Source organism: Pseudoduganella aquatica (assembly GCF_009857595.1).
Taxonomy (GTDB): domain Bacteria; phylum Pseudomonadota; class Gammaproteobacteria; order Burkholderiales; family Burkholderiaceae_D; genus Rugamonas; species Rugamonas aquatica_A.
Genome location: NZ_WWCU01000032.1, coordinates 23,593 through 43,437, shown reverse-complemented (window position 1 = coordinate 43,437; position 19,845 = coordinate 23,593). Strand labels below are relative to the sequence as shown.

Here is a 19,845-nt window from a genome sequence, read left to right as displayed (position 1 = left end):
ATTAGCTCAAAGTTTGCTTGTCGAGGAAGCGCGCCAGTTCGGCGGCGGCCAGCAGGAAGGCGCCCACGCCGAAGGAGGCGGTGGCGTTCTGGTCCACCACCTGGCCCGGAATGGCGCGCTCGCCGATGGGCTGCACATAGCCCAGCTTGCCGTCCGGCTGCAGCGCGGTGCGGCTCAAATAGGTCCAGGCGCGCTTGACCACCGGCGCGTACTCCGCCTGGCTCAGCAGGCCCTGGTTCATGCCCCACAGGTAGGCGTAGGTGAAGAAGGCGGTGCCGCTGGTTTCCGGGCCGGGCGCGTGCGCCGGGTCGAGCAGGCTGCGGGTCCAGTAGCCTTGCTCCTGCTGCGCCGGTTTCAGGGCCTGGGCCATGCGCTGGAAGCGCGCCACCAGCAGCGGGCGGGAGGGGTGGTCCTGCGGAATATAGGGCAGGGTCTTGGCCAGCGCCGCGAACACCCAGCCGTCGCCGCGCGCCCAGAAGTCCTTGCCGCCGTTGCTGCTCTTGTGCTTGGGGTAGATGTATTTGGCGTCGCGGTAGTACAGGCCGGCTTCCTGGTCATACATCAGCTGGTCGGCGAACAGGAAGTAGTCGTGCAGCTTGTCCAGGTAGCGCCGCTCGCCGGTTACCTTGTAGAGCTTGGCCATGGCCGGCATCACCATGTACAGGCCGTCCGCCCACCACCAGTAATCGTTGTTGGGCGTGCCGGTCTGGTATTCCAGCACTTCGCGCGCGCGGGCGATCTTGCGCGGGTCTTTGGCCGGGTCCAGGTTGTACAGGTCGATATAGGTCTGGAAGCAGACCTGCCAGTCGCCGAACAGCACGTGCTCGCTGGTTTCGCCGTAGGTGTATTTCCACGCGGCCTTCACGTCCGAGCGGGCCGAACTCCATTGGTTGTGCTCGGCCCAGGCGGTGGAGTATTGGCGGTAGCGCTCCTCGCCGGTGAGGTAGTAGGCCTCCATATTGCCGGTGTGGTAGGCGGCCACGTCCCAGAACGACCACAGCGCGGGGCTGTTGTTGCGCTGCCAGTAGTCGTTTGCCAGGCGCAGCGCGGCCAGCACGTCGGCTTTTTTTACTGCGCCGGCGGCGGCGGGCGCAGCCACGCCGCCCAGCGTGCAGCCCGCGGAAAGGGCCGCCACGCTGGCCAGCGCCGCTTTCAAACAAAGTCGTCTTCTCATCATGTCGTGATCCTTGCGTGGATGGGGAGTCAGAAGTTCGGTGTCCATTGCAGCACGCGCACGGTGGAGGGGGCGGCCTGGGCCACGCCTTCGCCGTCGACCTGCTGCACGGTTTGCAAAAACAGGTTCAGTTCGCCGCTGCGCTGCCACAGCTCGGTGTCGAAGCTGGGTTCCCAGGCGCCCACAGTGGCGCTGTCGAGGTCGAGCACGTTCCAGCGCGCCCGGCCGAAGTCGCTGATGCGCACGGCCGACACTTTGCTGCCGCGCTCGGCGTCGCGGAAGATCAGCAGGCCGGACGGCTTGCCGTGCTGGATGTTGACCATGATCTGCGGCCGCGCAATCGGGATGGCCTTGGTGCCCATGCCGCTCAGCGAGAAGGGCTGCTTGCGGAAGTCCAGGGCCAGTTGCTTCCATGCGCCGCCGTCCAGGTAGAGTACGCGGTATTGCGGCGCCGGCGAGGCCGCGTCGCGCCAGTAGCTGGCGATATAGGGATTGCCGTCCTTGTCGGCCGACATCGAGGTTTGGTTGATCAGCTCGCTGTTTTGCGGGATGCGTGCCGCATACTCGGCGGTGGCTGCCGTAATCGGCAGCGTGTAGCGCTCGCCGGTCGACTTTTCCCAGGTCGCGCCGCCGTCGCGCGAGCGGGCGTAGGCCATGTCGTGGTTGCTGGCCACGTCCGGCGATTCGCGCCACACCCAGGACAGGTGCAGCGTGCCCCGGTGGTCCAGGAAGGCCTGGGTGTAGGCGCTGCGCCGGCCCTCGCCGCTGATGAGTTTGCTGTGCAGCCGGGTCCAGCCGGAACCGGAGGCTGCGGCCGGGTCGTAGCGGTTCATCACCAGGTCGCCGCGCCCGGAGCCGCCGTCGCGGTACAGGAACAGCAGCTTGCCGTCCGGCTGGCGGTAGAACTCGGGGTAGGAGACGGAGTTTTCCTGCTGCCCCGTCATCGCCGTGGTGTCGCCCAGCGTCAGCGCGCCGGGGGCGGTGGAGCGCGCGTAGCGCAGCGGCTGGTTGTGCAGGTCCCAGGCCAGGTGCAGAAAGCCGGCGCCGTCCACCATGAGGCTGATGCTGTTGTGGGCGTCGCGCACCCGGCCCTGGTACTGGGTGCGCTGCAGCTGCCACTGTTCGCTGCCCAGCTGGCGCTTGCCCAGCACCAGCCAGGCTTCCTGGTCGTAGAAGGCGATGTACTGCGTGCCGCCATGCGTGACCAGGGAGTTTTTGCGGAACACGACCGCATTGACCGAGTTGCCTGCCCAGCCAGGCGCGACGTCGACAATGCGCACCGGGCTGTCACCGCCGGCGCGCGCGGGCGCGGTGAGGACGGCAAAGGCGGCAAAGGCGGCGGCGGCAAGGCGGGTGGTCAGGGTCATTGCTTGCTTTCCTTTACAGTTTGCCGCGTATGCCGAACTTGATGGTGCGGCCGTCGTACTTGGCGTAGTCCATGCGGGTCTTCTTGCCGCTGCCGAACTGGCCGGAGGCGTCTTCGAAGTAGTCGTAGCTCAGCGTGTTGGACAGGTTCATCGCATCAATGCGCAGTTCCAGCATGTCATTGATCTTGTAGCTGATGTTGCCGTCCAGGTAGCCGCGCGCTGCGCGCCAGCGTATCAGGTCGTCGCCCAGGTTGCGAGGGTTGTCGCCGTGCAGGGAGCGGCCCTTGTAGTTGTAGGACAGGCGCACCGCCAGCGGGCCGTTTTCATAATAGGCCGTGGTGCTGTAGGCGTACTTCGGCACCGAGTTCACCTCGATCTCCTTGCCCGCGTTGGTGATCCACTTGGCGCTGTTGAAGGGATTGATGTGGGTATAGCTGGCCAGCGCGCCGAAGCCCTTGAACGGTTCGGGCAGGAAGCTGAAGGCCTGCTGGTAGGCCAGCTCGTAGCCTTTCAGCGTCTGCTGGCCGGCGTTGGTGTAGCTGCGCAAGGTCATCGGCAGGTTGGGGTCGACCTTGCCTTGCGCGTTCTGGAAGATGGCGCCCAGCGCCGTGTCCGGCAGGCCAAGCGCGCCGAAGGTGGTGTTGCTGGTGTTGGCCACGGTGGCGTCGGTCAGGTCCTTCTTGAAGTAGGCGGCAGACAGCAGGCTGCCCGGCTGGAAGTACCACTCCAGGCTGGTGTCCAGGTTCTTCGACTGCTGCGGACGCAGGTTGGGATTGCCGGCCGTGGCCGAGTTGTCGAAGGGATTCGGGATCACGGTCTGCGCGGCGATGATGGACAGCGAGGCGCGGCTGATGGTCTTGCCCCAGGACGCGCGCCACATCAGGTTGTCGCTCACGTCGAAGGCGGCGCTGAAGGCGGGCAGCAGGTTGTGGTAGGAGCCGGACTCGGTGTTGGGCGCGTACACCAGGCTGGCGCCTTGCTGCTTGTAGTTGTCGATATCGGTCTCGGTGCGCGAGTAGCGCAGGCCGGCGTTGAAGCGCAGGTCGTGCTCGAACACCTTGCCGCTGAAGTCGGACTGCACGAAGCCGGTGGTGACTTTCTCGCCCGCCGTGAAGCTCTGCGCCGGGGTGAAGGTGGACTCGGCGTTGTTGACCAGCGGATTGAAGGTGGAATAGGCGTAGTCGCGCGTGAACGTGCCCCAGGCGTGCGGCCAGCCGGCGCCCATGTCCAGGTTGCCGATCGGCAGCTGCGTGGTCATGCCGCTGCGGATGCCGGCCGTGCCCAGCTGGTTCATGGTGGCCTTGGCCAGCGCGGTGCCGTTGCGCTTGTTGATGCCCTTGGTGGTGTCCACATAGCTCACGCCGGCTTTCAGGTGGCCCTTCCATTCGCCGGGCAGCTGGTAGTCCCAGTCGGCGATCAGGCGGCCCTGCTTGGCCTTGTCGGTTTCGCGGGTCCAGCCGGTGCCGATGTCGAAGCCCTGGTAGTTGTTCAGGTCGGTGTAGCTGGAGGTCGACGACAGCGAGGGGTAGACGTGGTCCGAGCCGTAGTCGATGGTGGAGGTGACGCCGAAGATCTGGCCGGACAGGGTGTCCTGGTAGCTCAGGGCCTTGCTGTCGTTGCTGCTCAGCTGGCCGCTCAGCACCAGGGTGTCGCTGGCGGCCCAGCGCCCGTTCAGCGAGACATAGCCGAACTTGGTTTCGTCCTGGCTGTAGGTGACGCCGCTGCTGTAGGAGGTGTTGCCGAAGGTGCCGGTCAACAGATTGGACTCGGGATCGATCTTCACGTTCATCGGCACGAAGCCGTTGTGGCCGGCCTGGCCGGCGGGCGCGGCGGGGTTGGTGGTCTTGCTGTTGCGTACCAGCAGGCCGAAGTACATCTCGTCGCGCGTGTTTTTCAGTTTCGAGTACAGCGTGTCCAGGCTCAGGTTCAGGCCGCCGCTCTTGTATTGCAGCGAGGACACCAGGCCGTCGCGCGTGCGGTCGTTGGCCGAGCCGTAGAAGCGGTAGATGCGCGGCAGCAGCGCGTTGTCGACCTGGGCGCGGGTGTAGGCGCCCAGGTTGGCGCGCGGATCGTCATAGTCCAGCGTGACGGCGAAGTTGCCCTTGACCGGGCTCTGGCTGCCGCGCGCCGAGCTGTTGTAGCCGCCGGTGGCTTCGAAGCCGGAGCGGTTGTTCACGCTGGAGCCGTGCGAGCCGCCGATCAGGAAGCCGAACTCGTTCCAGGTGTTGGAGTACAGCGCGAAGCCGCTCGGGTCGGCGTGCTTGGAGGTGGTGTTGTAGGACTCGGACAGCGCATAGCGCACGGTGCGCTTGGGATTGTCGAAGGGGCGCGGCGTCTGCAGGTCGACGATGCCGCCCAGGCCGCCTTCGGTCAGCTCGGCCAGCGGCGATTTGTAGAAGTCCACGCGGCCGAACAGCTCGGAGGCGAACACGTCGTAGTTGAAGCCGCGCGCGGCCGAGCCGATGGTGCTGGTGGAGGTGGTGTTGACCGGCGCGCCGTTCAGCGTGGTGACCGAATACTCGGTGGGCAGGCCGCGGATGGAAATGCGCTGGCCTTCGGCCGAGCTTTCGTCGCGGTTCAGTATCACGCCCGGCACGCGCTGCAGCGATTCGGCCACATTGGCCTCGGGGAATTTGCCGATGTCCTCCGCCACGATGGAATCGCGCACGCCGATGGCCTGCATCTTCAGGTTCAGCGCTTTTTGCAGGCTGGAACGGAAACCGGTGATCACCACGGTGTTTTCCGGCGCGGCCGCTGCCGATGCCGCGGCTTCCTGCGCCAGGGCGGACCCGCCGTAAGCGGCGGCCAGGGCGGCCGGCAGCAGGGTGGCCAATATTGTTTTCTTCATGTGCTCCTCCAAGTGAACGACATTCAATCCATCTCCCCAGTACCTTTGATATTGTTGTCAGTACCGTATGGTCACGTTACCACCCTATCCGGAACGGCATGCCATGCGCATTGCTCATCTTTTTGAGCAATCTTTTAAGCCGTTGATTTTTATGACGAATTGATTATTGGAAGGACGGCGGTGGATGTGGTATCGTGACCACATTGCATATCAGCGGTGGAAACAAGCATGGGCAAAGCCAGCAAACTGAGTGAAGTGGCCAAGATCGCCGGCGTGTCGCCGATCACGGCCTCGCGCGCGATCCGGGGCAACGGCTATGTGTCCGAGGCGGCGCGCGAGCGCGTGCTGGCGGCGGCGGCCCAGCTCAACTACACGCCCGACATGCTGGCGCGCCGCATGCGCGGCGACAAGAGCAAGCTGATCGGCGTGTTCGTCAACAATTACGGCTCGCTGGTGGTGCACGAGATCGCCAAGGCCATCAGCCAGGAAGCGCGCAACATCGGCTACGACATCCTGATCTTCAACGCCGAGCGTTTCGACGGCCCCGGCCGCGCGCCCACCTGCGACATGCTGAGCAAGCTGTGCGACGGGCTGGTGCTGCTGCTGCCCAACGGCGAGGACGGCTACCTGGAGGTGATCGAGCGGCAGCGCATCCCGGCCGTGTTCTTCAGCTTCGACGCGCGCGACGTGAGCGTGCCCGTGGTGGCGGTGGAGAACCGCGAGGCGGCGCGCGCCGCCGTCGAGCACCTGATCGGCCTGGGCCACCGGCGCATCGCCTTTATCGGCGGCTCGCGCGCCACCGGCCAGAGCGGGCAGCGCCAGAAGGGCTATGCCGACGCGCTGGCCGCCGCCGGCCTGCCGGTGCTGCCGGAGCTGATGGTGGAAGGCCGCTTCGTGCAGGCCGGCGGCTACGCGGCCACCGAGCAGCTGCTGGCGCTGGAGCAGCTGCCCACCGCCATCTTCGCCGCCAACGACGAAATGGCCTTCGGCGCCATCGACGCCATCCACAGCCGGGGGCTGGAAGTGCCGGCCCAGATCTCGGTCATCGGCTTCGACGACATCCCCACCGCCAGCGGCGTGTTCCCCACCTTGAGCACCATGCGCCAGCCGCTGGCCCAGATGGCGGCCTGCGCGGTGGACGAGCTGGTGGCGATGATAGACGGCGCGCCCGTGGCTTCCAAGAAGCTGGCCTTCCCGATGGAGCTGGTGGTGCGCAATTCCACCGGCCCGGCCCCGGCGGCCTGATGTCCGCCGACGGCGCCGCGCTGTCCAGTGGCAGGGCTTCCGCCGCCTTGCCGCTGACCGCCGCCGGCCTGTTCGCCATCGGCTGCTGGTTGATGCTGGGCGACCTGGGCATCGCCATGCGCGAGCGCGTGGCCTTGCCCAGCGGCCTGGAGCTGCTGCGCCGCAACGCCGCCTCGGACACCACCACCTCGTTGCTGCTGGCCACCATTCCGGCCGTGCTGAGCGTGCTGCTGGTGCCCTTTATCGGCTACCACTCGGACCGCTTCCGCAGCGCCTGGGGCCGGCGCCGTCCCTTCCTGCTGGCGATCGCGCCGATAGGCTGCGCGGCCATGCTGGGCCTGGCGCTCTCGCCCGTGCTGGGCGCCTGGACCGACGCCGCGCTGGGCGCCGCCTCGCCCGGCGCGCGGGTGTGCAACCTGGGCTGGTTCTGCCTGTTCTGGACCGTGTTCGAATGCGCCGCCATCAGCGCCGCCTCGCTGTTTACCGGCCTGGTCAACGACGTGGTGCCGCAGGGGCTGCTGGGGCGCTTCTTCGCCGGCTTCCGCATCGTCGGGCTCAGCCTGGGCATCGTCTTCAACACCTGGGTGTTCGCGCTGACCGACCACTACCTGGCCGAGATCCTGGCCGCCATCGGCGTGGTGTTCGCGCTGGCCATCCTGGTCATGTGCGCCACCGTCAAGGAAGTGTGCCCGCCGGGCCAGGCGGCGCCGCCTCCGGGCGGGCCGCGCGGCCGCTGCACGCTGCTGGTGCCGCGCGCCCATATCCTGGAATGCTTTAGCTACCGGCCCTATCTTTGGATGGTGGCGGCCTTCATATTCGCCTGCGTCACCTTCAGCCCCTTCAACACCTTCTGCCAGTACTACGCGCAGATGATGGGCATCTCCAAGGCCGCGCTGGGCGGCATGACGGCCTACGGCTACGCCTTCTCCATCGCCTCCGCCTTCGGCGTGGGCTGGCTGGCGGACCGCTACGGCGCGGTGCGCGTGTCGGCCGTGTTCATGGGCCTGTACTGCGCCGCCGCCGCGCTGGGCTACCTGGCCGTGCGCGGCGCAGACAGCTTCCGCGTGTTCTACATGGCGCATATCATTATTTCCGGCGCCTATTTTACGGCGGCCTCGTCCATGCCGATGGCGCTGTTTCCGCGCGCCCGCTTCGTGCAGTACAACTCCACCAAGGATTTGATGGTGGTGTTCGGCAATATCCTGGTCAGCAGCGCGCAAGGCCCGATCCTGGACCTGTCCGGCCACGACTACCGCCTCACCTTGCTGAGCGGCGCCATTTTCGCGCTGCTGGCCATTATTTGCCTGCTGCGGCTGCTGCGGCTGAGGCGCTGGCCAGCAGAGGCTTGCAAGGTGTAAGCTGTCGGGCACGTTTATCGGAATAAGGACGCAGGCATGCCCGAGCCAAGCAAGATGGCGCCGCCCCGTTTGGCCACCCTGGTTACCCTGGGCACGGCCGCCATTGTGGCGGCGACCGTGTTGCTGCTGCTGGGGCTGATCAACCACTACGCCATCCGCTATGCCGGCAAGGAAGCCGGGCTGCGGCTGCAGCAGCTGTCCTGGCAGATGCGCGATTCGCTCGACCGCGTGGTGGCCCAGGCCGCCGGCGACGTGCAGCAGCTGTCCGAACTGCAGCAGGTGCGCGAGGCGCGCGCGCCGGCCGAGGTGCGCGCGGCGCTCGACAGCCTGCAGAAGACCTTCCCCGACTATGCCTGGATAGGCATGGCCGACAACGGCGGCGTGGTGTACGCCGCCACCGGCGGCATGCTGGAGGGCGCCAACGTCAGCGCACGGCCCTGGTTCCAGAAGGGCAAGGCGGGCCTGCGCGCCGCCGACTACCACCCGGCCGTGCTGCTGGGCAAACTGCTGCCGCAGTCCGCCGATCCCTGGCGCTTTGTCGACGTGGCCGCGCCCGTCACGCAGGCCAACGGCGACGCGCGCGGCGTGCTGGGCGTGCACCTGAGCTGGGACTGGGCGCGCCGCCTGGCCCGCACCCTGATCACGCCGGCGCTGCGCGAGTACGGCGCGGAAATCATCGTGCTGCGCGACGACGGCACCGTGCTGCTCGGCCCGCAAGGCATGGAGGAGCAGAAGCTGGCCACCGCCAGCCTGGCGCTGGCGCTGGACGGCCAGACCGGCTTCCTGCAGGAGGTGTGGCCGGACGGGCGCCGCTACGTGACCGGCTACAGCCGCACCGGCCGCGCGCAGGATCTGGCTTCGCTGCAATGGGTGGTGCTGGTGCGCCAGCCGGAGCATGCCGCGATGGCGGACTGGCACAAGCTGGAGCGCCGCATTTTGTGGCTCAGCCTGGCGCTGGGCCTGGCGCTGGCGGGCACGGCGGCCTGGCTGGCGCGCCGCCTGGCGCGGCCCATGAATGCCTTGAGCGAACTGATGGAGGCGCGCGCGGCCGGCGCCGGCGGCACCGCCGCTGCCGACGTGCCGGTGCTGGACGGCTTCCGCGAGGCCGGCGTGCTGTCGCGCGCCATGCGCCACCTGCTGCAAGCCGAGGAGCAGCATCTGTCCGCGCTGCAGACCATGAACGAGGAACTGGAGGCCAAGGTGGCGGCGCGCACCGCCGAACTGGAGGCGATCGCCATGCGCGACATGCTGACCGGCCTGCCGAACCGGCGCGCGCTGATGGCGGCGCTGCAGGCCGCCCTCAACCGTTCCCGCCGCACCGGCAAGGCCTGCGCGGTGCTGTTCCTGGACCTGGACGGCTTCAAGGGCGTCAACGATACCCACGGCCACGACGAAGGCGACGAGCTGCTGCGCCAGGTCGGCGCGCGCATCCTGGCCTGCGTGCGCAAGACCGACATGGTGGCCCGCCTGGCCGGCGATGAATTCGTGGTGCTGCTTGAACTGCTGGCCTATCCGCCGGACGCGGAGGAAACGGCGGCCAAGATCATGCCGCTGCTGCGCGCGCCGTACACGCTGCGGACCACCGAGGTCGCGCTCAGCGCCAGCATCGGCGTGGCGCTGCACCAGCCGCACGACACGGAGACCCTGGAGGGCCTGCTGTCGCGCGCCGACCACGCCATGTACGGCGCCAAGCGGCAAGGCAAGAACTGCATCGCGCTGGCCCCGCCGGCCCAGCCTTAGCGCGCCCGGTTCAGGCGCCCGCGGCGCGGCCCGGTGTGGACACCAGGCGCAGCACGTCCAGGTAGCCGGGCGGCGCGTCCACCGCGCCGCGCGCGCGCAGCATGGCGTGCATGGCGGGCAGGCGGTGGTAGGGCACGGCCGGCATCAGGTGGTGCTCGATATGGAAGTTCACGCGCAGCGGCGCCACCGTGGCGCGCGCCAGCAGGCCGGCGCGGGTGGTGCGCGTGTTGCGCAGCATGTCGCTGCCGGGCGCGGTGCACGCGTGTTCGGCCATCGAGCGGATGCGCATGAACAGGCTGTAGGTGCTGAGGTAGGCGCCCAGCCAGGCCTGGTAGAGCCAGGCGTGGCCGGCGGCGGCCAGCAGGCCCAGCAGCAGGGCGTGGAAGGCCAGGTATTTCCAGCTGTTGCGGACGCCGTCGCGCGCATAGTCGCGCCAGCGGCGGCCTTGCCGCGGCAGCCATTGCACGTCGCTGGCCACGGTCCAGCGCAGCAGGCCCAGGTTCATCAGCAGCAGGCCGTATTCGCGCTTCAGGCCGGACACGCCGCTCAGGTCGCGCAGGAATTTGCGCGCCAGCGAGGCGCGCGTGGCGGGGAAGGGCGCGGACAGGCTGCGGTCCGGATCCTCCCCGGTGCCGGTCTTGCCGTGGTGGACCAGGTGGTGGCGCTTGTAGCGCTGGATATCCACGCCGACCGGGCTGCCGCACAGGTAGTCCGCCAGCACCTCGTTGAGCCAGCGGCGCTGGAACAGCGTGCCGTGCGCGGCGTCGTGCATCAGGATGGCCAGGCTGAGCTGGCGGCCGCCCAGCACCACCAGCACCGCCAGCCACATCAGCGGATGCGGCTGCCAGGCCAGCAGCGCGAAGCACAGCGCGATCACGCCCCAGGTGAACAGCACGGCGCGCGCGCCGGCCCAGTCGGAACGCGCGGTGAGCGCGGCGATGTCGTCGCGGCTGAACAGCTCGCTGAGTTTGCGGCGCGGGGCAGTGCTCATGGGGACTCCGTGGTTTAGTTGAAAGCGATGCGCATGATGGCGGCAGTGGCTTCCCTTTGCAGCTCGGCCAGTTCCTCATGCTTGGGGCGGGTGTCGGACAGGAAGATCATCAGCCCGATAATTTGCGACACGATCAGCGCGCCGCGGATCTCGGCCTGGGCCGGCGTGAGCTGGGGCGCAATGTCGCGGATCAGGTTGCGCGTGGTGCGGCGCGCGCGCGTGAGCATGCCGTCGAACATCTGCGCGGCATAAGGATGGCGGTTGGCCAGCGCGGCGATTTCGAAGAACAGGCCGCTGGAAATCTGGTCGCGCAAGTCGTCCAGGAAGTAATCGATGATGGACTGGAACACGGCCATGCCGGACTTGTCGCCTTGCTGCGACAGGCGTTCATCGACGGCGGCCTGGTAGCCGTTGAAAGTCTGGTTCAGCAGCGCTTCCAGCAGCACTTCGCGGCTGGGATAGTAGTGCTGCACATTGGACAGGCTGACGCCCACCCGCAGCGCCACGCTGCGCATGGACAGCGCCGCATAGCCCTCGGTGCCGAGGATCTCGTGGGCGGCCGACAGGATGGCGCTGGCCCGTTCCTGGCCCTTGGTGGTGGTGTTCGATTCCTTGCGTTGCATGGTCATGGCCGCTTGCGCTTTTCCTGGGTGGTTTTGCCTACCGGGAAATATAGGTCATATGACCTAGAAACGCAAGCGGCAGTTTGGAAGGACCGCGCCGCCCCTTAGCCTTCAGTGCGGAGGCGTGGCCGGGCCGCCATGGGCCGCGTCCGCCGACGGGCCAAGCTTGACCAGGTAGCGGTCGCCGTCGCGCACGACCGAGCCCGCGCGCGGCCACACCGGCATTTGCTCGAACTGCGCGGTGTTGGCGCCGCGCTGCTCCGGCGGCATGGCCTGGATGCCGGGATGGCCCATGATCTTCATGAAGGCGACCACACGCTGCAGATTGCCCTTGTCCCAGCCGAAGTGCGAGCCGGCGGTGGTGTTGGTGGGCGCCGTCGCATAAACGGTCTGGTGCGATTCCAGCAGATGGCCGTAGGTGTCGAGGATGATGGCGGGCGGCGTCTCGCCGGGAGGGGCGAGTTCGGCCAGGCGCGCGCCCAGCGCCAGCGCGGTGTGGCGTTCGGCCGCCTGGGCGATGGTGGCGGCGGCGGTGTACTGGGACGTCAGGTTGATGACCTGCAGCTGGTACAGCGCGAGCAGGAGGGCGCCGGCCGCCGCCAGCTGGGATTGCCGGGCGTGCAGCACCAGCAGGGCGGTGAGCCAGGCGATGTAGGGCAGGGCGACCACGGTGCGCATGGGCAGGTCCGGCGTGGCGGCGGCCAGGTGCAGCAGGAAGGGCGCGCCCAGCACCAGCACCAGCAGGGCGGCCAGCGGCAGGAGCTTGCGGCGCGCGGTGGCCAGCACGCAGGCGCAGGCCACCGCCAGCAAGGGGCCGGCCGCCCACAGCGTGGCGCCAAACACGGTGGCCGAGCCGGCATAGATTTTCAGCGCCGACATGAGCAGCGCGTGCGCCAGCCACAAGGGGGCGGTCAGGTTGTGCGGCTGGAAGAATTTTTCCACATACTTGCTGGAGCCGGTATCGAGCAGCGCCAGGGCGGTCTTGTTGATCAGCAGGTAGAGCACGCCGGCCACGCAGGCGCACAGCACGGTTTGCACCGCGCCCCGCAGCAGCGGCCGCAGCAGCTCCCGGCTGGCCAGTTCCGAGCGCTGGCAATGCACCAGGGCGACGCCGGCCATGGCGGTGACGAACAGGACCAGCAGCGACTGGTAGGCGCCGGCGGCAAAGGTCAGCAGCAAGGCAGCGCATGCCGTGCGGCGCCAGCCGGCCGGCGCGAAGATGCGCGGGGAGTGGTCGCACAGCACATGGACGGCCAGCGCCACGGCCAGCAGCCCCAGGCCGAGGGCCGGTACATTGGCGGCGAATTCGGAGATCAGCCACAGCACCGGCGAGGTGACGAAGGCCGGAAATGCGGCGTAAGTCTTCCACGAGACCGCGTAGCCGTGCGCCCGCACCAGCAGCATATGGCTGAGGGCGAGGCATAGCACCAGCAGCAAGTAGGGCGAAAACGGCACGGCCGGCTGCGGCACCAGCCAGGATTCGATGAGATAGATGGTGTAGCGGCCTTGCGCCAGCCAGACCCCGTGGTTGCTGCGCACGGCGGCCAGCTCGTCGTCGATGGACACCGACAGCGTGGACAGGAAATACAGGTTGGCAATCGCCCCGAGCACGAGCAGCACCAGCAGCTCCTTCCAGGTGAAGGCGCCGCCGCGCAGCCAGGCCGCCGCTGCCGGCCAGCGCTGGCTGGCAGCCAGCCCTTCCACGGAGCCCAAGCTCGGTTCTTCTCTCATCTTTGCCTCTTGAATTCAAAATTATCAATATATCATTTCCCTCCAGGCCTGCGAAGGCAGGCCGGGCCACGCCGGATTGCGCTTTTCCTGAAAACAGGTCAACATAGCTGAAAATATAGGTCATGTGACCTAAAACAAAGGAGACGACAGTGATTCCCCGCACCCTGTTCACGGAAGAACACGAGATGCTGCGCCAGTCCGCGCGCCGCTTTATGGAAACCGAGGTGCTGCCCCACCACGAGCGCTGGGAGGAGCAGGGCTATGTGGACCGCGAAGTGTGGCGCAAGGCGGGCGCCGCCGGCTTCCTGTGCGCCAGCATGCCGGAGCAGTACGGCGGCGCCGGCGCGGACCAGCTCTACAGCGTGGTGCTGATCGAGGAGCAGGCGCGCGTCAACGCCACCGGCCTGGGCTTCGGCCTGCATTCGGAAATCGTGGCGCCCTACCTCCTGCACTACGGCAGCGAGCAGCTGAAGTCGCACTACCTGCCCAGGCTGGCCAGCGGCGAGATGGTGGGCGCCATCGCCATGACGGAGCCGGGCACCGGCTCCGACCTGCAGGGCGTGCAGAGCACGGCGATCCGCGACGGCGACCATTACATCCTGAACGGCTCCAAGACCTTTATCACCAACGGCTGGCATGCGGACGTGGTGATCGTGGTGGCCAAGACCGACCCGGCGGCCGGCGCGAAAGGCATCAGCCTGTTCGTGGTCGATACCGGCATGGCGGGCTTCTCGAAAGGCAAGCGCCTGAAGAAGGCCGGCATGAAGGCGCAGGACACCTCCGAACTGTTCTTCGACAATGTGCGCGTGCCGGCCGCCAGGCTGCTGGGCGAGGAGGGGCGCGGCTTCGCCTACCTGATGCAGGAGCTGCCGTGGGAGCGCCTGCAGATCGCCATCATGGCGGTGACGTCGGCCGAGGCGGGCCTGGACTGGACGCTGCAGTACACGCGCGAGCGCAAGGCCTTCAAGCGCGCGCTGGCCGAGTTCCAGACCGTGGCGCACACGCTGGCCGAGATCAAGACCGAGATCAGCTGCATGCGCGTGTTCGTGGACCGCTGCATCGAGCTGCTGCTGGAGAAGCAGCTGGACGCGGCCACCGCCTCCATGGCCAAGCTGGCCGCCACCGAGATGCAGTTCAAGGTGCTGGACCGCTGCGTGCAGCTGCACGGCGGCTACGGCTATATGTGGGAATACCCGATCACGCGCGCCTGGGCCGACGCCCGCGTGCAGCGCGTCTACGGCGGCACCAGCGAGATCATGAAAGAGCTGATCAGCCGCAGCCTGTAAGCAAGATACCAGCACTGGAGACCAGCATGGAAGCATACATCTACGACGCCGTGCGCACGCCGCGCGGCAAGGGCAAGAAGGACGGCTCGCTGCACGGCGTGACGCCGATACGGCTGGCCGAAACGGCGCTGCGCGCTATCGCGGCGCGCAACGCGCTCGACACCGCGCTGGTGGACGACGTGGTGCTGGGCTGCGTGGAGCCGGTGGGCGAGCAGGGCGCCTGCATAGGCCGCATCGCGGTGCTGGCGGCGGACTACGCGCAGAGCGTGGCGGGCGTGCAGATCAACCGCTTCTGCGCCTCCGGCCTGGAGGCGGTCAACATGGCCGCCGCGCAGGTGATGGCGGGCCAGTCCGACATGGCCATTGGCGGCGGCGTGGAAGCCATGTCGCGCGTGCCCATGGGCGCGAGCGGCTGGGCCTGGCCGGTGGACCCGCAAGTGGCGTTCAAGACCCACTTCGTGCCGCAGGGGATCTCGGCGGACGCCATCGCCACCCTGCACGGCTACAGCCGCGCCGACGCGGACGCCTACGCCGCCGAAAGCCAGCGCCGCGCCCACCACGCGCAGCAGCAGGGCTGGTTCGACGGCAGCGTGGTGCCGGTAGTGGACCGCAACGGCCTGACCATCCTGGCGCGCGACGAATTCATCAAGCCGGACACCACGGCCGCCACGCTGGCCGCGCTCAAGCCCGCCTTTGCCGACATGGGCGAGCAGTTCGGCTTCGACGCCGTGATCCGCAAGCGCTATCCGGAAATCGAACAGATGCAGCACATCCACCATGCGGGCAACAGTTCCGGCATCGTGGACGGCGCGGCGGCGGTGTTGATCGGCAGCCGCGCGGCGGGCGAGCGGGCGGGCCTGAAGCCGCGCGCGCGCATCCGTGCCTTCGCGTCCATCGGCTCAGAGCCGTCCATCATGCTCACCGGCCCGAGCTACGCGGCCGAGAAGGCGCTCAGGCGCGCCGGCATGACAGCGGCCGACATCGATCTGTGGGAACTGAACGAAGCCTTCGCCTCGGTGGTGCTGCGCTTTATGGACGTGCTGTCGGTGCCGCACGACAGGATCAATGTGAACGGCGGCGCCATCGCCATGGGCCACCCGCTGGGCGCGACCGGCGCCATGATACTGGGCACGCTGCTGGACGAAATGGAACGCCGCGGCGTGTCCACCGGCCTGGCCACGCTGTGCGTGGGCGCGGGCATGGGCACGGCCACCATTATTGAACGCATTTGAGGAGCTGCGCATGATAAGCGTAACTGTAGAGGCCAGCGGCATCGCGGTGCTGAGCTGGGACATGGCGGGCCGCAGCCAGAATGTGCTGAACGCCGAAAGCTGCCAGATGCTGTGCGACCTGATAGACGAGGCGGCGGCGGACGGCGCCGTGAAAGGCATATTGATGACGTCGGCCAAGCGGGACTTCATCGCCGGCGGCGACCTGGAATGGCTGAGCGCTACGGACGACGCGGCGGTGCTGTTCGAACGCGTGATGCGCTTGCACCGCGCGCTGCGCAAGCTGGAGAACTGCGGCAAGCCGGTGGCCATGGCCTTGCCCGGCTCGGCGCTGGGCGGCGGCCTGGAGCTGGCGCTGGCGGGCCACTACCGGGTGGCGGCGGACAATCCCAAGGCGCGCTTCGGCCTGCCGGAAGTGACGCTGGGCCTGCTGCCGGGCGGCGGCGGCACGCAGCGTTTGCCGCGTTTGATCGGCATCCAGAAGGCCTTGCCGCTGCTGCTGGAGGGCAAGCGCCTGAAGGCGGCGGACGCGCTCAAGGCCGGCATCCTGCACGCCGTGGTGGCGCCGGGCGGCGAACAGGAGGCCGCGCGCGCCTGGCTGCACGACGCGATGCTGGCCGCGCCGTCCGAGCGCGTGCAGCAGCCGTGGGACGTGAAGGGCTACAAGGTGCCGGGCGGCGCGGTGGCGTCGCCGGCGGTGCAGCAGGCCATCATGGCGGCCAACGCCCTGGTGCACGCCAGGACCTGGGGCAATTACCCGGCGCCGCACAACATCCTGTCCTGCGTCTACGAGGGCCTGATCACCGATATCGACACCGGCCTGATGACGGAGGCGCGCTACTTTGTGCAGACGGTGCTGTCGCCGGAAGCGAAAGCCATGATACGCACCCTGTTCTTCAGCATGGGCGAGGCGAATAAACTGGCCGCGCGCCCGGCCGGCGTGCCGCAGCAGAAGTACACCAAGGTGGGCGTGCTGGGCGCGGGCATGATGGGCGCGGGCATTGCTTACAAGGCGGCGCAGGCGGGCTTGCAGGTGGTGCTGATCGACCGCGCGCAGGCCGATGCGGACAAGGGCAAGGCTTACTCGCAGGCGCTGCTGGAGAAGCAGGCGGCGCACGGGCAGGGCACGCCGGAGCAGGCCGCGGCGTTATTGGCGCGCATTACCCCCACCACGGATTACGCGCAGCTGGCGGGCTGCGATATCGTCATCGAAGCCGTGTTCGAGGACCGCGCGCTGAAAGCGGCCGTCAACGCGCGGGCGGAGGCGGTGCTGGGGGCGGACGCCATCTATGCGTCCAACACGTCCACCCTGCCGATCAGCGGACTGGCGGAGGCGAGCGCGCGGCCGGCGCAGTTTATCGGCCTGCATTTCTTCTCGCCGGTGGACAAGATGCCGCTGGTGGAAGTCATCGTCGGCAAGCAGACCAGCGCGGCCACCTTGGCCCGCTCGCTGGACCTGGTGCAGGCGCTGGGCATGACGCCCATCGTCGTCAACGACGCGCGCGGCTTCTACACCAGCCGCGTGTTTTCCACCTATGTGCTGGAAGGCCTGGCCATGCTGGCCGAGGGCGTGGCGCCGGCGCTGATCGACAACGCCGGCCTGCAGGCGGGCATGCCGGTGGGGCCGCTGGCGCTGACGGACGAGGTGTCGAGCGAGCTGATACACAAGATCGACCGCCAGACGCGGCTGGACCTGGGCGCGGCCTACCAGGGCCGTCCCGGCCACGCGGTGGCGGCGCGCATGGTGGAGCTGGGGCGCATCGGCAAGAAGGCGGGGCAGGGGTACTACGATTATCCGGAGGCGGGCAAGAAGCGCTTGTGGCCGGGGCTGGCCGAGCATTTCCCGCGCGCGGCCGCGCAGCCGGACCCGGCGCAGCTGGTGGAGCGCCTGATCGCGGTGCAGGCGGTGGAAGCCGTGCGCTGCATGGAGGAGGGCGTGCTGACCACCGCGCGCGACGCGGACGTGGGCGCGATACTGGGCTGGGGCTTCCCGGCTTTCCGGGGCGGTCCGCTGAGCGAGGTGGACAGGGACGGCGCGGCGGCCTTCCTGGCGCGCTGCGAACGGCTGGCCGCCAGCCACGGCGAGCGCTTTGCGCCGCCCGCGCTGCTGCGCGCCATGGCGCAGTCGGGCAAGACCTTTTACGGCGCTTGAGTCCAGCGGCCCCGCACGGCGGATTACGCTGGCTCGGCGCCCCCCGCTAATCCGCCCTGCTCACGAATCGGCGCTCTGGTAGCGCCAGGCGTCGCGGCACATCTGGTCGATGGCGCGCTCGGCTTTCCAGCCCAGCTCGCGCTCGGCGCGCGTGGGGTCGGCGTAGCACTGCGCCACGTCGCCCGCGCGGCGCGGGCCGATCTGGTAGGGCACGGGACGGCCGCTGGCGGCGGCGAAGGCCCGCACCATTTCCAGCACGCTGTAGCCGCGCCCGGTGCCCAGGTTGTAGGTCAGCAGGCCCGGCCCTTGCGCCAGCCGCGCCAGCGTGCGCACATGGCCCAGCGCCAGGTCGGTGACGTGGATGTAGTCGCGCACGCCGGTGCCGTCCGGAGTGGGATAGTCGTTGCCGTGCACCGCCAGCTGCGCGCGCTGCCCGGCCGCCACCTGCGCCACATAGGGCAGCAGATTGTTGGGGACGCCGTTCGGCGTTTCGCCTATCAGCCCGCTTTCGTGCGCGCCCACCGGGTTGAAATAGCGCAGCAGCGCCACCCGCCACTGCGGCTCGGCATGGCACAGGTCGCGCAGCATGTCTTCAATGATGAGCTTGCTGCGGCCGTAGGGATTGGTGGCCGACAGCGGGAAGTCCTCGGTGATGGGCACGCTGGCCGGGTCGCCGTAGACCGTGGCGGACGAGCTGAACACCAGCGTGCGCACGCCGGCCTCGGCCATGGTCTCGAACAGCACCAGGCTGCCGGCCACGTTGTTGTCGTAATACGCCAGCGGCTTGCCGACCGATTCGCCCACCGCCTTCAGGCCGGCGAAATGGATCACCGCGCCGATGGCGTGCTCGCGGAACACGGCGCGCAGCGCGGCGCGGTCGCGGATGTCGGCCTGCACCACGGGAAAGCTGCGCCCGGCGATGCGCTCGACGCGCTGCCGCACCGCCAGCTGCGCGTTGCTCAGGTTGTCGTAGACGACGATGTCGTGGCCTTCGGCCAGCAGTTCGACACAGGTGTGCGAGCCGATATAGCCGAGTCCGCCAGTAACCAGAATTTTCATAACATGCCCGGGATGAGTGCTTTCCAGCGGCGATAATAAATTGATACGGTTTTTTTAGCAAACCGAGCCCCGGAAGCCGCGCAGCAATTCCTGGTCGGACAGGGGCTCGCCCTGCAGCCGGCCGAAGAAATAAAAGCCGGAGGCGGCGTCGTAGTTGCCGCGCTTGGCGTGCACCGCGTAGTCCAGCCAGCGCAGCGGCCAGGCCGCCAGCAGGCCGGCCAGCTTGAGCCAGCGGCGCGGGCCGGGCCGGTCCGACAGCGCGGCCAGCGCGTAGCGCAGCATCTGGCCGGCGCTGACGCCGGTGCCGGCGGTGGTGCCGCTGCGCAGTTCGGCGAAGTGGCGGAACAGGCGGCGGTGGCCCAGGTGGGTGAAGCGGGTGAAGTCGTATTCGCGCATATGCACCGGCTGCATGAAGGGCGTCTCGGCGTAGACGTAGCCGCCCGGGCGCAGCACGCGGCGGATTTCGTCCACGCAGCGGTAGGGGTCGAGCACATGCTCGAGCACGGCGCAGGCCACGCAGGCGTCGAAGCTGGCGGCCTCGAAGGGCAGGTCGTGCGCGTCGGCGATGCAGCTGACGTGCTTGCCGAAGGCCACGTCGGTGTAGACCGCGCCGCCGGCCACCGTGCGCTCGCCGGCGCCGATCACCAGGATGCGCGCCTGCGGCTGCTCGCGCAGGATGGCGGCCAGCGCGTCGGCCAGGCCGAAGTCGCGCCGTGGGGCGCCGGCGTCCATCAGGCGGATCACGGCGCGGCGGTACAGGCGGCGCAGCCCGCTGCTGCGGTCCAGGCTGCCGGCGTAGCCGCTGGCGCCGTCGTAGCCGCCCCGGCCCTGCCGCGGCAGGTAATCGGCCTCGCGGAACACGCTGTTGCTGTGATGCAGCAGGATCGGGATGCCGTCCACCGTGGGGTAGCTGCGGCCGCATTGCGCGCAGTGCCAGTCGGCCAGCGCGGTCTTGTGCACCGGGCAGGCGTAGGGCGCAGGATGGCCGGGGCCGGGTGCGGCGTCGCTCATGGCTACTCCCTCGCGTGGCTACAAAAAACCA

The 19,845-nt window shown here is 68.4% G+C and carries 14 protein-coding genes; 6 read left to right on the top strand and 8 right to left on the bottom strand.

Annotated features, from left to right (window positions below; translation table 11 throughout):
• Window position 1: 1 nt before the first annotated feature.
• The 3 genes from GTP77_RS22545 to GTP77_RS22535 are packed head-to-tail and all read right to left on the bottom strand — an operon-like array spanning window position 2 to window position 5,389.
• Window positions 2-1,177 (bottom strand): glycoside hydrolase family 88/105 protein, encoded by a 1,176-nt coding sequence (locus tag GTP77_RS22545; protein WP_229202299.1) that lies wholly within the window; start codon window positions 1,175-1,177, stop codon window positions 2-4.
• 26 nt (window positions 1,178-1,203) lie between these two features.
• Window positions 1,204-2,541: a BNR repeat-containing protein gene (locus GTP77_RS22540; protein WP_161074401.1), complete on the bottom strand. Its 1,338-nt coding sequence runs from the start codon at window positions 2,539-2,541 to the stop codon at window positions 1,204-1,206.
• A gap of 13 nt (window positions 2,542-2,554) precedes the next feature.
• On the bottom strand, window positions 2,555-5,389 hold the full coding sequence (locus tag GTP77_RS22535) for a TonB-dependent receptor (protein ID WP_161074400.1): 2,835 nt from the start codon (window positions 5,387-5,389) through the stop codon (window positions 2,555-2,557).
• Window positions 5,390-5,617: 228 nt separating this feature from the next.
• Between GTP77_RS22535 and GTP77_RS22530 the strand changes: the two genes are divergently transcribed.
• From GTP77_RS22530 to GTP77_RS22520, 3 genes are read left to right on the top strand one after another with little or no spacing between them, the layout of a single operon-like run.
• A complete protein-coding gene (locus GTP77_RS22530; RefSeq protein ID WP_161074399.1) occupies window positions 5,618-6,634 on the top strand; it encodes a LacI family DNA-binding transcriptional regulator in 1,017 nt (338 codons plus the stop codon).
• Window positions 6,634-7,992, top strand: a complete 1,359-nt coding sequence (locus GTP77_RS22525) for an MFS transporter (RefSeq protein ID WP_161074398.1) — start codon at window positions 6,634-6,636, stop codon at window positions 7,990-7,992. Before GTP77_RS22530 ends, GTP77_RS22525 begins: the two co-directional genes overlap by 1 nt.
• Before the next feature lie 36 nt (window positions 7,993-8,028).
• Window positions 8,029-9,732: a sensor domain-containing diguanylate cyclase gene (locus tag GTP77_RS22520; RefSeq protein WP_161074397.1), complete on the top strand. Its 1,704-nt coding sequence runs from the start codon at window positions 8,029-8,031 to the stop codon at window positions 9,730-9,732.
• 10 nt (window positions 9,733-9,742) lie between these two features.
• Here GTP77_RS22520 and GTP77_RS22515 read toward each other — a convergent pair whose 3' ends face one another.
• From GTP77_RS22515 to GTP77_RS22505, 3 genes are all read right to left on the bottom strand, one after another.
• Entirely contained in the window at window positions 9,743-10,723 is a 981-nt protein-coding gene (locus GTP77_RS22515) for a fatty acid desaturase family protein (RefSeq protein WP_161074396.1), read from the bottom strand.
• Window positions 10,724-10,737: 14 nt separating this feature from the next.
• The gene (locus GTP77_RS22510; RefSeq protein WP_161074395.1) at window positions 10,738-11,352 is read right to left on the bottom strand and encodes a TetR/AcrR family transcriptional regulator; all 615 of its coding nucleotides are present in this window, start codon (window positions 11,350-11,352) and stop codon (window positions 10,738-10,740) included.
• A 105-nt stretch (window positions 11,353-11,457) separates the two neighbouring features.
• Window positions 11,458-13,077: a glucosyltransferase domain-containing protein gene (locus GTP77_RS22505; protein ID WP_161074394.1), complete on the bottom strand. Its 1,620-nt coding sequence runs from the start codon at window positions 13,075-13,077 to the stop codon at window positions 11,458-11,460.
• A 149-nt stretch (window positions 13,078-13,226) separates the two neighbouring features.
• On the opposite strand from GTP77_RS22505, the gene GTP77_RS22500 reads away from it, so the two are divergent.
• Genes GTP77_RS22500 through GTP77_RS22490 form a run of 3 tightly spaced genes read left to right on the top strand, consistent with a single transcriptional unit; the run spans window position 13,227 to window position 17,744 of the window.
• A complete protein-coding gene (locus tag GTP77_RS22500) occupies window positions 13,227-14,363 on the top strand; it encodes an acyl-CoA dehydrogenase family protein (RefSeq protein WP_161074393.1) in 1,137 nt (378 codons plus the stop codon).
• Between the two features lie 26 nt (window positions 14,364-14,389).
• Entirely contained in the window at window positions 14,390-15,595 is a 1,206-nt protein-coding gene (locus GTP77_RS22495) for an acetyl-CoA C-acetyltransferase (protein ID WP_161074392.1), read from the top strand.
• A gap of 10 nt (window positions 15,596-15,605) precedes the next feature.
• Complete coding sequence (locus GTP77_RS22490) at window positions 15,606-17,744, top strand: 3-hydroxyacyl-CoA dehydrogenase NAD-binding domain-containing protein (protein ID WP_161074391.1); 2,139 nt, start codon at window positions 15,606-15,608, stop codon at window positions 17,742-17,744.
• 60 nt (window positions 17,745-17,804) lie between these two features.
• Here the strand turns inward: GTP77_RS22490 and galE are convergent, their stop codons facing one another.
• Together galE and GTP77_RS31095 are read right to left on the bottom strand one after the other, a co-directional pair.
• Window positions 17,805-18,803 (bottom strand): UDP-glucose 4-epimerase GalE, encoded by a 999-nt coding sequence (galE, locus tag GTP77_RS22485; protein ID WP_161074390.1) that lies wholly within the window; start codon window positions 18,801-18,803, stop codon window positions 17,805-17,807.
• A gap of 54 nt (window positions 18,804-18,857) precedes the next feature.
• Window positions 18,858-19,814 (bottom strand): methyltransferase domain-containing protein, encoded by a 957-nt coding sequence (locus tag GTP77_RS31095; RefSeq protein ID WP_308807767.1) that lies wholly within the window; start codon window positions 19,812-19,814, stop codon window positions 18,858-18,860.
• Window positions 19,815-19,845: the final 31 nt, after the last annotated feature.